Annotated in this window: 10 protein-coding genes; 9 read left to right on the top strand and 1 reads right to left on the bottom strand. The window is 35.9% G+C overall.

Translation table 11 applies throughout. The features are described from left to right. The first annotated feature begins 53 nt into the window (after nucleotides 1–53). The 5 genes from recO (at nucleotide 54) to CCAND38_RS00670 (ending at nucleotide 4125) form a co-directional block, all read left to right on the top strand. A complete protein-coding gene (gene recO, locus CCAND38_RS00690) occupies nucleotides 54–770 on the top strand; it encodes a DNA repair protein RecO (RefSeq protein ID WP_042342984.1) in 717 nt (238 codons plus the stop codon). 166 nt (nucleotides 771–936) lie between these two features. Continuing rightward, the gene (locus CCAND38_RS00685) at nucleotides 937–1635 is read left to right on the top strand and encodes a MotA/TolQ/ExbB proton channel family protein (RefSeq protein WP_042342983.1); all 699 of its coding nucleotides are present in this window, start codon (nucleotides 937–939) and stop codon (nucleotides 1633–1635) included. Between the two features lie 21 nt (nucleotides 1636–1656). Then, nucleotides 1657–2043: an ExbD/TolR family protein gene (locus CCAND38_RS00680; RefSeq protein ID WP_042342980.1), complete on the top strand. Its 387-nt coding sequence runs from the start codon at nucleotides 1657–1659 to the stop codon at nucleotides 2041–2043. 7 nt (nucleotides 2044–2050) lie between these two features. Next, the gene (locus CCAND38_RS00675) at nucleotides 2051–2908 is read left to right on the top strand and encodes a hypothetical protein (RefSeq protein ID WP_042342978.1); all 858 of its coding nucleotides are present in this window, start codon (nucleotides 2051–2053) and stop codon (nucleotides 2906–2908) included. 2 nt (nucleotides 2909–2910) lie between these two features. Continuing rightward, nucleotides 2911–4125 carry a bifunctional folylpolyglutamate synthase/dihydrofolate synthase gene (locus CCAND38_RS00670; protein ID WP_042342976.1) on the top strand — a complete coding sequence of 405 codons (1215 nt, stop codon included), beginning with the start codon at nucleotides 2911–2913 and terminating at the stop codon, nucleotides 4123–4125. A gap of 10 nt (nucleotides 4126–4135) precedes the next feature. Here the strand turns inward: CCAND38_RS00670 and CCAND38_RS00665 are convergent, their stop codons facing one another. Then, nucleotides 4136–5332 carry a heparan-alpha-glucosaminide N-acetyltransferase domain-containing protein gene (locus CCAND38_RS00665; protein ID WP_042342974.1) on the bottom strand — a complete coding sequence of 399 codons (1197 nt, stop codon included), beginning with the start codon at nucleotides 5330–5332 and terminating at the stop codon, nucleotides 4136–4138. Between the two features lie 716 nt (nucleotides 5333–6048). Here CCAND38_RS00665 and CCAND38_RS00655 point away from each other — a divergent pair. The 4 genes from CCAND38_RS00655 to CCAND38_RS00640 all read left to right on the top strand — a co-directional run bounded on the left by CCAND38_RS00655 (nucleotide 6049) and on the right by CCAND38_RS00640 (nucleotide 13316). Further along, the gene (locus tag CCAND38_RS00655) at nucleotides 6049–7584 is read left to right on the top strand and encodes a YifB family Mg chelatase-like AAA ATPase (protein WP_042007971.1); all 1536 of its coding nucleotides are present in this window, start codon (nucleotides 6049–6051) and stop codon (nucleotides 7582–7584) included. Between the two features lie 250 nt (nucleotides 7585–7834). Continuing rightward, on the top strand, nucleotides 7835–9631 hold the full coding sequence (locus CCAND38_RS00650) for an L-fucose isomerase (RefSeq protein WP_156129740.1): 1797 nt from the start codon (nucleotides 7835–7837) through the stop codon (nucleotides 9629–9631). 301 nt (nucleotides 9632–9932) lie between these two features. Then, a complete protein-coding gene (gene fucP / locus CCAND38_RS00645) occupies nucleotides 9933–11222 on the top strand; it encodes an L-fucose:H+ symporter permease (RefSeq protein ID WP_042342970.1) in 1290 nt (429 codons plus the stop codon). Between the two features lie 342 nt (nucleotides 11223–11564). Next, a complete protein-coding gene (locus CCAND38_RS00640) occupies nucleotides 11565–13316 on the top strand; it encodes a DUF349 domain-containing protein (protein WP_156129742.1) in 1752 nt (583 codons plus the stop codon). The last annotated feature ends 29 nt before the right edge of the window (nucleotides 13317–13345 follow it).

The following is a 13345-nucleotide window of genomic DNA, read 5'->3' as shown; positions in this document are numbered from 1 at the left end:
AAGAAAAGTGTTACAAAAAGTTGTATCTTTGCCACCAAAGTTTTATCCTACCCATGTATACAAAAACCGATGCTATTGTTATTTCCTCTATGAAATATACTGACAGTAGTTTGATTGTCAAATGTTTTACAAAGGAATATGGTATGCGTAGTTATCTGCTACAAGGTGTATTATCATCTAAGAAAACAACTTTAAAGATGGCTCTTTTTCAACCTTTTACACAATTGGAGCTGATAGCCTTAAACAAAGATTCTGGAACATTGGGACGCATTAAAGAAGCTAAATTAAAGCGCTTTTACCGTTCGTTACACACCAATGTTTTGAAAAGTTCAGTGGTGATGTTGCTTTCGGAAATAAGTGCTATTGTTTGCAATGTGGAACACAAGGAACCTGAATTTTATCGATTTTTAGAAGAAAAACTTCATTTTTTTGATGAAAATGAATTTTCGGCAAATTTCCATCTAAAATTTTTAGTTGATATGACGTACTATTTAGGTTTTTATCCTAACACTTTCGATGATAATCATCAGTTTTTCAATGTTGAGGAGGGTATTTTTACTACTATTGACCAGAGTAAGTACAGCATTTCGGGCGAAGCTTTAGCTTTGTTCAAACGTATCATTCAAACTTCGTATACCGATTTAGAAAGTGTAAAAACCAATAGAATTATTCGTAATAGTTTGTTAAACAGTTTGTTGAAATATTACGAGTGGCATTTTCCAAATTTTAAAAGAAATAAATCTTTGGAAGTTCTGCAAACGCTATTTTGATCTAACTTTAGGAAGTGCATTCCAAGATAAAATCATCTCTCTCTTTTAGTCAAGATGCTGAAGAGGAACATTTATAGTATTTAAAACAAAAAATCAATAAAAAATATTGTGGTATAAATAAATTAATTGTTATTTTTGCGGGTTTAAAGAAATAACTTAACTAATTATTATGGCATTACAGACATCTATTGATTCACTTGGTGTTGCAAGTGAAACTGCTCTTGTTGAGGAAAAAACGCTTTCCGTTATGGATTTAATTGTTAATGGTGGTACCTCAAGTATTATCATCATTGCTGTACTATTTGCTATGCTTACAGTGGCTTTGTTCATTTATTTTGAACGATTATTTGCCATCAATGCAGCTTCCAAGGTAGATAGGAATTTTATGATGAAAATTAGAGATAGCATTTTAGCAGGGAAGTTAGATGCGGCACGAATGTTTTGTTTGCAGTCAAACTCACCGGTATCTCGCTTGATTGAAAAGGGGATTTCTCGCATTGGTAAGCCTCTTGATGACATCAACAAAGCCATTGAAAATGCAGGAACATTAGAGGTATATAAATTAGAGAAAAATACTGCTATTTTGGCTACTATTGCGGGAGCAGGTCCTATGATTGGATTTTTAGGAACAGTTGTTGGTATGATTTTATCGTTCCATGAGATGGCATCCGCAGGAGGTCAGGCTGAAATGGGGTCATTAGCAAGTGGTATCTACACGGCTATGGCAACTACAGTAGCTGGACTTATAGTGGGAATTATTGCTTATATTGGCTATAACCACTTGGTGGTTCGTACTGACAAAGTGGTTCACCAAATGGAAGCAAACGTGGTAGAGTTTTTAGATTTGTTGAACGAACCTCTATAACATTTTAACATTCGTAAAACAATGAAAATCAGAGGTAGAAACAAGGTAAGTGCAGAATTTAGCATGTCCTCAATGACCGATATTGTGTTTTTGCTGTTAGTGTTTTTTATGATTACGGCTAACAGTCCTAATGCGCTGGATTTGCTATTGCCCAAAGCCAAAGGAAAATCAACAAATACGCAGAATGTTTCTGTGAGTATCAATAAGAAATTAGATTATTTTATTGATAGGAAACCTGTTGCGGTTGAAAATTTAGAAACAGAATTGAGAAATGCTCTTAAAGATGTAGAAAAGCCTACAATCATTTTGAGAGTAGAAGAAAGCGTACCGATAGAGAACGCCGTGACAGTAATGGACATCGCTAACCAAAATCAATATAAGGTTATTTTGGCTGTACGCCCGAAGTAAAGGAAATATGAGTATAGTAGATACAAAACACAAACGTAAATCATTAGTTATCACCATATTTATTATGGCGATTACGGTTTTTTTGTTGTTTTTTACAGGTCTGAAATATTTAGACCCTCCGCCTGAAAATGGGGTAGATGTCATTTTTGGTGTAGATTTGATGGGAAGTGGACAGCGTACACCGCCACCCAGTGCTTCTCGATCTGAGTCCACGCGTGTTGAACAACCTTCACAGCCTCAAGAAACTAAAATCGAAGAGGTAAAAGAAAACTTATTAGCTCAAGAGAATACTGATGAAGAGGTTGTCGCTACTACAAACGAACCTAAGAAAGAAGAAAAGAAAAAAGACGAACCTAAAAAGGAGAAACCTAAAGAGAATCCAAAACCAACTGCATCTGAAACTCCAAAAGAAACCCCTAAGCCTTCAAAAGAAGCTACGGATGCACTGTCAAGTATTCTGGGGGCAGCCAATGCTGGTGGTAATGCTACATCAGGGCAGGGTGACGATAAGGTTGGAGGATACAAAGGTGATCCGAATGGTGATCCATACGCAAACTCTTACTACGGAGCAGGAGGCTCTGGAACTAGCGGTAAGGGTTGGGGGCTTAAAGGTCGTAGCATTCAAGCTGAAGGAAAAGAGATACAAAACTGCAATGAAGAAGGCGTAGTCGTTGTACAAATCGAAGTTGACCAAAATGGGAATGTTGTGAAAGCTACCCCAGGAGCTCGTGGAACAACCAGTAGAGAACCTTGTTTGCTTGAAGCAGCTCGGAAAACAGCTTTCAAGCACAAATGGAATGCCGACAGCAATGCTCCTGCTCGTCAAGTTGGATTTATTGTCGTTAATTTTAAGTTAGGAGAATAACCTTGGACTATCAACAAACACTCAATTGGATGTTCAGTAGACTACCGATGTTTCAACAACAAGGACGTAGCGCTTTGAACCATAAACTTGATAACATTCAAAAATTAGTTACCGAATTAGGACATCCTCAAACGAAATTTAAGACCATACATGTCGCAGGAACCAACGGAAAAGGCTCTTCAAGCCATATGTTGGCATCTGTCCTACAAGAGGCAGGTTATAAAGTGGGGTTATATACTTCTCCTCATTTACGTGATTTTCGGGAGCGAATAAAAATTAATGGCTTTGAAATTCCACAGGAAGAGGTAGTTGAGTTCATTGCTAATTACCGATCTTTTTTCGAAGCTAACAATCTCTCTTTTTTTGAAATGACCGTGGGACTTGCCTTTGATTATTTTGCTAAACAGCAAGTGGATATAGCTGTGATTGAGGTTGGTTTGGGAGGACGTTTTGATTCTACCAATATTATAATTCCTGAAGTGTCATTGATTACAAACATTTCAAAAGATCATACGGATATATTAGGTAATACACTTCCTAAAATAGCTTCTGAAAAGGCTGGAATTATTAAAAGAAATACACCCGTGGTTATCAGCGAATATGATGAGCAAACGGCAGATGTCTTCATTCAAAAAGCAAAAGAAGAAAACGCTCCAATTGTTTTCGCTAATGAAATAAAAACTCATTTAACCACCGATTTGAAAGGGTTTTATCAAAAGAAAAATATTAAAGGGGTTATTGCCGTTTTAGATTTTTTACGCAACCATTTTTGGGATATTTCAGAAGAAAACATCGCTATTGGACTCAAAAGCGTTGTGAAAAATACCAATTTAAAAGGTCGTTGGCAAACACTTGGTGAAAATCCTAAAATTATCTGTGACACAGGGCATAATGAGGCAGGGTTATCCTATGTTCTTGACCAAATTGCAAAGGAAACTTATAAAAACTTACATATTGTTTTAGGGTTTGTAAAAGAAAAAGATGTAGAAACTGTATTGAAAATGTTTCCAAAAACAGCTCATTATTATTTTTGTAAGCCAAATATCCCAAGAGGGTTGGATGTACATCTTTTAAAGGAATTGGCGAACAAAAATAATTTAAAAGGAGATACTTACTCTTCGGTAGAATTGGCACTCACTTTTGCAAAAAAGAATGCTACCCCCGAAGATTTTATTTTCGTAGGAGGCAGTACGTTTGTTGTTGCTGAGGTTGTTTAGTTGGCATCCATTATTTTCGGGTGAACGCCAATAGTAGTAATAATATTTGATTTTTGAGTCTCAGGAAAAACCTAGTACTTAGGCGATATCCTTCGATGAAGGCTTGTTTTATTTCAGTGATAACAAATTGCAGTTTTTCAAATACAATAAATTTCCAGTGATTGTATCTGAATGAAATCCAGATGTTTAACGCTACAAAGAGCAATGCTCCTATAATAGTTATGTACGGATTTAAACTAAAATGAAAATACTGATACAATCCGAATCCGGTAAAACTTCCGTAAAGAATGATGTAATGGATGATATAAATCGACAATGTATTTTGTCCGATACTGCGGATTTTTTCAGACATAATCACATTTCGTAATGCCATGAACACTGTAAATACTAATAAAACATTTCCTAAACGATTGAATATCTCGTTTTTGGCAAGTAATAATGCTAAATCGCTGTTTGTTAGTTGATTCACCCATAAAAGGAATGGAGAAAAGATAAAGGATAGCACCAACCCGAAAAAAGATGTGAAAACAATTGCGTAGCTATAAACATATTTATTATTACGAAAGATACTAAACAAGACGCCCATAAACGCACCAAAGGAAGCGTAACCAAACCAAGGGAAAATCGTAAACACCGATCCGTTCGCTTTTGTGAAATAATTTGCTAGTGCTATCGGTAGAAAATCGTAGTTCATCGCTGAATAGATAGGTGCAAAGACAAAAGAAATTAGTGTGAAACCTAACAAAATTGATGGCATTACGTAAATTTTCTTTCGATAGGAAAACAAATAAATTGAAATTAGAAATAGTAGAGATAACCCAATGCAATGCAATACGTCAATCATATAGGTGTTTGGATATATTTTTCCGTAAACCAATAGACTTCTAATATGTGTTCTGAGTAGATATGCGGTGATAATCAATACAATACCTCTGCGGATTCCTTTAATAACACGTGAGTGATTCCATCCTATTTTTTCGTCTGTTTTTTCTTTAGCTAAGAGGAACATGAAAATAAAACCTGATACGGTGAAAAATACAGGAGCTGTTAATCCTCTAAAAAACAACCATGTAGAATAAAAAATATTTTCTGAGTTTCGAAATTCATTTGCTAACAAGCCATCAACAAAGTGACCTTGTAACATCATGCAAATGGCAAAAGCTCTCATGACATCAATAAAGTACAGTCGGAATACAGGATTTTTCATTTAAGAAATATGTTTTTCATAAAACGGGTGCAAAGCTACAAAAAAATATGAATGATAAACGGTTTTATTTACAAGAAAAAAGGTTGCTATTGAATATAGACAACCTTTTCCATATAAAGAGATGATTAATGATTTCCTTCTGAGAGTTTGTACTCTCAAAGAGATAATTTGTGGTACAAATGTACATATCTATTTTCTTCTAACCAAATTTGTGCCACATGAAATTTTAACATTTTCTGTTCAAAAAAAGCAATTTATGCATGAACGGTCAAAAAATGAACCTGAACTGTTTATTTTTTAAGAAAATATTAACATTATTATCTTAAAAAAATTCAAACAAGCACTCTTTTTTACTGATATAGCATATATTTTTTCACAGAAAAGATGCCATTGAACCTGAACAGTATCATCTTACTATCAGAAATAATTATTTTGAATCGGTTTCTGTCAGTATTGAACCTTATTTTTCTGAAAACATCGTTGCGGGAACATGTTGATCTTCATTTTTTCTTCCCAAAGGAAGTTATTCCATCGTAGCAATTACCAAATCACAGCTAAAATTAAAAAGTACATTTACACTCCAAGGTAAACGGGAACAACTCATTATGAAAATCAATGAAAAGGGTTCTTTTAGAATAAAATAATTTTCAACGCTTTAAAAACTTGTTTTTTTTCAAAATATAAAATACCTTTGTAGAACTAATACATTGGATTTTATGCTTGTAAAAATATACGGAAGTGCTGTTTTTGGAGTAGAAGCAACCACTATTACCATTGAAGTGAATATAGACAAAGGTGTGGGGTACCATTTGGTTGGTTTGCCCGATAATGCCATCAAAGAAAGTAACTACCGTATTGCTGCTGCACTTCAAAATATAGGCTACAAAATTCCAGGAAAGAAAATCACTATAAATATGGCTCCTGCTGATATGCGTAAAGAAGGTTCAGCGTATGATATGAGTTTTGCCATCGGGATTTTGGCAGCTAACGGACAGGTGGAAAGCGATCGCCTTTCGGAGTATATAATTATGGGTGAGTTATCCTTAGACGGGAGTTTACAGCCTATCAAAGGAGCTTTGCCGATAGCCATTCAAGCTAGAAAAGAGAAATTCAAGGGATTCATCCTACCAGTTCAAAATGCGAAGGAAGCCGCTATTGTCAATGATTTGGACGTCTATGGAGTGGAAAATATCAAAGATGTTATTGACTTTTTTAACGGAGAAAAGGAACTTGAAAAAACGGTTGTTAATACTCGTGAGGAATTCTATAAACAGATAGATTCACCGGAGTTCGATTTTGCGGATGTTAAAGGGCAGGAATCAATCAAACGTTGTATGGAAATTGCAGCAGCAGGAGGGCATAATATCATTCTGATAGGGCCTCCAGGATCTGGGAAAACGATGTTAGCAAAGCGTTTACCAAGTATTTTGCCACCAATGACTTTGCACGAAGCTTTGGAAACGACAAAAATACATAGCATTGTGGGGCGGGTTAAAGACAGTGGTTTGATGTATCACCGTCCGTTCCGTAGTCCTCATCATACCATTTCTGATGTGGCGTTAGTCGGTGGAGGGTCATATCCCCAACCCGGTGAAATTTCATTGGCTCACAATGGAGTTTTATTTTTAGATGAGTTGCCCGAGTTTAAGCGTACCGTCTTGGAAGTGATGCGACAGCCTCTGGAAGACCGTGAAGTAACCATTTCAAGAGCTAAATTTACCATAACCTATCCTGCATCTTTTATGTTGGTGGCAAGTATGAATCCAAGTCCCAGTGGTTATTTCAACGATCCCAATGCTCCAATGACCTCAACACCTGCCGAAATGCAACGCTATTTGAGTAAAATTTCAGGACCTTTGTTAGACCGAATTGATATACACATCGAGGTAAACCCTGTGCCGTTTGAAAAATTGTCATCAGAACATAAGTCAGAAAGTAGTAATACTATTCGAGAGCGTGTCATTGCAGCGAGAAATATACAAACTGCTCGATTTAGAGAGTATGAAAACATACACTACAACGCTCAAATGAATACCAAACAGATACGAAAATTCTGCAAATTAGATGAAACTTCACTTTCGATGTTGAAAGATGCAATGAGTCGCTTGAATCTTTCGGCTCGTGCATATGACCGTATTTTGAAAGTAGCACGGACTATAGCCGATTTAGACCAAAGTGAAACTATCAATCAAAACCATATTGGGGAAGCAATCCAATACCGAAGTTTAGATCGTGAAGGTTGGTTGGGATAGTGTTTTGGAAATAAATTACGCTCTTTTGTTGCTGATTATTCCATAAAAAGATTAGTAACTGATTTACATGTATTTTGTTTTGAAAGGAAGAAAAGAATAATAAAAATGTAAGAGATTAAAAATCAATATAAATTACTCTATCTAAGGACAGTTTCTCCAATAAAGAGGTATGTTCAAGTAACTTTAGTTTGGCTTTGATAAAGAGATAGAAAGGATTCGGATTAATAAGGTTAAAATTAATATCATAAAAATGAATAAAGAAAGATTAATTGGACGACTTCCTAAAGTGGGGATTCGTCCAGTGATTGACGGGCGAGAGCAAGGTGTCCGTGAATCATTGGAAGTTCAGTGTATGAAAATGGCTCAAGCAGCAGCCGATTTAATTAGTAAATCTCTGCGATTCCCGAATGGAGAACAGGTGGAGTGTGTTATTGCTGACACAACCATTGGAGGTGTGGCGGAAGCAGCACATTGTGCCGACAAATTCCAACGTGAGGGAGTAGGTGTTTCATTGACCGTTACGCCTTGCTGGTGTTATGGAACTGAAGTCATGGACACTGATCCATTAATTCCAAAGGCGGTTTGGGGTTTTAATGGAACAGAACGTCCAGGAGCTGTCTATTTGGCTGCAGCCTTGGCAGGATACACTCAAAAAGGACTTCCTGCATTTGGAATCTACGGAAGTGAGGTGCAAGATGCTGATGACACCAGTATCCCTGCTGATGTACAAGCGAAAATCTTACGTTTTGTAAAATCAGGTTTGGCCGTAGCTTACATGAAAGGAAAATCATATCTGTCATTAGGTTATTCATCAATGGGAATAGCAGGGTCAATGGTTGATATTCATTTCTTACAAGATTATCTTGGTGTACGCACCGAGTTCGTAGATATGTCTGAAATCCAACGTCGTATCAAAGAAGAAATCTACGACAAAGATGAATATAAAAAAGCTATAGCATGGACTCGTAAACATTGCAAAGAGGGTAAAAATTGGAATAATGCACATAATATTGTCGATGAAAAACAAAAAGATTATGAGTGGGAAACTGTTGTGAAAATGACAATTATTATTCGTGATTTAATGATTGGTAACCCAAAATTACGCGAGTTAGGTTTTGGAGAAGAATCGAATGGGCGTAATGCCTTAATTTCAGGTTTCCAAGGACAACGCCAATGGACTGATTTTATGCCTAATGGCGACTTCCCTGAGGCAATTCTGAATTCATCTTTTGATTGGAACGGCATCCGCCAAGCGTTTGTTGTGGCAACGGAAAATGATTGTTTAAACGGTGTAAGTATGTTATTTGGGCATTTACTTACAGGAACAGCCCAGATTTTCTCAGATGTGAGAACCTATTGGAGTCCGGAAGCCGTAAAACGTATCACAGGAAAAACTCTTGAAGGCAGAGCTAAGAATGGAATTATTCATCTTATCAATTCAGGATCAACTACTTTGGATGCTACTGGACAAATGAAAGACAGCGAAGGCAACCATTTGCTAAAGCCCTATTGGGAAGTTACAGAGCAAGATGTTCAGGCTTGTTTAGACAATACGCTTTGGCCACAAGCTATTCGTGAGTATTTCCGTGGAGGAGGATTCTCGTCTCAGTTTAAAACTGTCGGAGAAATGCCTGTAACAATGTCGCGAATCAATTTAGTGAAAGGTGTTGGGCCTGTGTTGCAAATTGCAGAAGGTTGGACGGTTGAAATTCCTGAGGATATACACAAAACATTAGATGAACGTACCAATCCAACATGGCCAACGACTTGGTTTGTACCGAGATTAGATCCTTCAAAAGATAACTTTAAGGATGTATATTCGGTAATGTCATACTGGGGTGCTAATCATGGAGCTATCAGTTATGGGCATATAGGTGCAGATTTAATTACTTTAGCATCAATGCTTCGCATACCTGTGATGATGCATAATGTGGAGGATAAAGACATCTTCCGACCATCAGCTTGGGCAGCTTTTGGAATGGATAAAGAAGGTTCTGATTACCGAGCTTGTGATACCTATGGAGCTTTGTACGGAATCAAAAAATAATTGATTGATTTTTAATAAAAAAGGCTGTCTGAATGAATTTTCAACAGCCTTTTTGATTTTTTCAGGTTTACTTTTGAATATACGATATTTTAATATTTTTCAAAAATATTGATAATCATGTATTTGTATAACATGCTTCAAATTTCGTTAAGGCTGTAGCTTCGATATACTTTCTTTTCTTACGAGAAGATTCGAAACATCTTCAAAAAAAAGTTAAAAAAGCATGTTTTTTTATATATTTTTCTTATCTTTGTAGCTGATGATATTTTATAAATAAACACAACCAAAACTATTCTTTGCAATGAAAAAAGAAAAAATTGTTCCTTCACATTACGTAGTACCATTCATTATCATTACCAGTCTTTTTGCTTTATGGGGGTTCGCTAACGATATTACCAATCCGATGGTAGCAGCGTTTAAAACTGTAATGGAAATTCCCAATAGAGAAGCTGCTTTGGTTCAATTTGCCTTCTACGGAGGGTATGGAACGATGGCGATTCCTGCAGCTATTTTTGCAAGTAGGTTCAGCTATAAAAAAGGTATATTATTAGGGCTGATTTTGTATACCGTAGGAGCGTTATTGTTTTATCCCGCTGCAAAATATGAGCAATTTAATTATTTTTTAATTTCGCTTTATATACTAACTTTTGGCTTAGCTTTTTTAGAAACCACAGCAAATCCGTACATTCTTTCGATGGGGAGCGAAACCACGGCTACGCGTCGCCTAAATTTAGCTCAAGCATTCAACCCTGTTGGGTCACTATTAGGAATGTTTGTTGCTTCGAATTTTGTTCTTTCTCATTTAGAATCAGATAAAAGAGACGTTGCGGGAAATATAGTTTTCGAGACGCTTTCTGCTTCTGAAAAAGCAATCATACGAACTCAGGATTTAGGAGTTATCAGTAAACCATATATTATATTAGGCTTTGTAGTATTGCTATTCTTTATTATCATCGCCTTATCGAAAATGCCTAAAACGCAGAATGACAATAGATTAGATGTAATGGGGTCGTTTAAGCGATTGTCAAAAAATGTGGCGTATTGCGAAGGTGTGATTGCGCAAGGTTTCTATGTTGCTGTTCAAATTATGTGTTGGACGTTCATCATTCAATATGCTGAAAGCATTGGAATTAACAAATCCACGGCACAGAATTACAACATATTAGCTATGGTGATTTTTCTGTCAAGCCGTTTTGTAACCACTTTTTTGATGAAATATGTTAAACCAAGTGTATTGCTTACAATCTTTGCTATCGGAGGGATGTTGACCACATCTATGGTCATTTTTGTTGGAGGAATGTTCGGACTCTATTGCTTGATTTTAACCTCTGGATTTATGTCATTGATGTTTCCTACTATCTATGGAATTGCTTTGGAGAACACCGGAAAAGACGCAACAATGGGAGCCGCTGGTTTAGTAATGGCGATTGTAGGAGGTGCTTTGATGCCTCCTTTACAAGGAGCGATTATTGATTTAGGAAATGTAGGATCGTTACCAGCAATAAACTTTTCGTTCATATTGCCATTTGTCTGCTTTGTAGTGATTGCTATATATGGCTACCGTGTGTATAAAAAGTTAGCAAAATCTTAAAAAAAATGAAACTATTTATATTGTTGATTTTCAGTTTTTTGAAATAGTTTTTATACTGAAAAATGAAAAAATAACTAAAAATCAGCTATTTATTAAATATTTTATTGTACCTTAGTAGCGAGTTTACGTAAAAATTGTGAAAATAGTAACATAAATCATTAGCTTATGTCAGAACTTAACAATGAACAACTGCCAGATGTAACGAAAACACCTCATAGTACTAATCAAGAGGTTAATGTCACTCACAACAGTGATGCAACGCAACATATATTAAATGAAATCAACCGAGAGAATGCCGAAGATGCCGAGGATTTAGACAATAAGAAGCGGCATGAGATTCCCATGCTCCATTATGAGGCAATGTCGTTAGATGCTCTAAAACAAGAGTTTAAAAAATTGCTTCATACTGAAAAGGTACAGGCAATTAAAAAACATGTCGATGCTATCAAAAATGAATTTGATAAAAAATATGAGGAGTTACTGGAGGAGAAGAAAGAGGAATACGTTGCTGACGGAGGCGAGGAATACGATTTTAAATATGAACATCCGCTACATCGGGAGTTTTATACTCTCATCAACGAATATCGCGACAAGAGAAATCAGTATTATAAGGATTTAGAGGTTGTTCATCAGGAAAATCTAATAAAACGTCGTGAAATTATTGAAGAAATAAAGAACCTAATCAACGTAGAAGAGAATATCAACACTACTTTCAAGCATTTTCAACAACTTCAAGATCGTTGGCGTAAGGCAGGGGCTGTTTCTCATTCCGAGTACAATGATTTGTGGAATAATTATTATCATCATGTTGAGAATTTCTATGATTTTATAGATTTAAGCCGTGATTTGCGTGATATTGATTTTAAACGTAATTTAGAAGAAAAGCAGAAAATTGTAGAAAAGGCGGAAGCTTTAGCTGAAAGTGATGTGGATCCAATAAAAGCTTTTCATGAGCTACAGTTGTTACATAAAGTGTGGAAAGAGGATATTGGCCCTGTGGCTCGTGAATACCGAGAGGAAATTTGGCATCGATTTAGTAATGCCACCAAAGCTGTTCATGAAAAAAGGCAGTACTATTTCGACAATTTAGACAAAATGTATGAGGCTAATGCCGTCAAGAAAAACGAAATAATAGAGAAACTCAAAACTGTTGCAGAACGTAAAATTACCACCCACGGAGCTTGGCAAAAAGGTATTAAAGAGGTTGAGAATTTGCGAGAGCAATTCTTAAACACAGGTAGAGTCCCTAACACGCTTACCGAGGAAATATGGCATAAGTTCAAGGAGGTAGTTCGTGAATTTAACCGTAAGAAAAATAGTTACTATAAAAATCTCAAAAAAGAACAACAAGAAAACCTTGAGAAAAAATTAGCCTTATTGGAAATAGCAAAAAACAACAAAGACAGTCAAGATTGGGAAGCCGTAACGCCAGTTATGAAGAAAATCCAAGAGGATTGGAAAGCTATAGGTAACGTTCCGAAAAAGAATACGGATAAAATTTGGAAAGAATTTCGAAAAGCATGTAACGACTATTTTGATCAATATCATAAAGCTGTAAGAAACAATCAAAACAAAGAGTTTGAAGCTTTAGAAAAGAAAAAAGAGTTCTTGGATAAGATAAAAGAATACCAACTGGGAGATAATCGAGAAAAAGAACTTGAAACTTTACAAGGTTTTGTGGAGCAATGGGATAGCTTTGGGAAAGTGCCACACGCTAAAAAAGGTATTGATTTGAAGTTCCATAAAATCATTGATTCCTTCTACAAAAAGTTAGATTTCGACAAACAAGAGATTGAGTTGATTAAATACAATAACAAATTAGAACGTTTAGCAAACGATGATAATGAGGATTTATTAACCAATGAAATGATGTTTGTCCGTCGAAAAATTGACGAAATCAAGGCTGAAGTGCTTCAATTAGAGAATAATCTTCAATTTTTCAGTAATGTAGATGATAAAAATCCGTTGGTTCGTGATGTAATCAGAAACATTAATCACCAAAAGGAAACTCTTGAAACATGGAAAGCAAAATTGCGAGAACTCAGAACTTTGCAAAATGCACAATCTAAAGAAGAGGAATCAACAGAAGAATAGATAGTTGTTTTCATGATGTTAAGATTGAA

The organism is Capnocytophaga canis, from assembly GCF_000827555.1.
Lineage (GTDB): Bacteria > Bacteroidota > Bacteroidia > Flavobacteriales > Flavobacteriaceae > Capnocytophaga > Capnocytophaga canis.
This window is presented reverse-complemented; position numbering and strand designations above follow the sequence as displayed.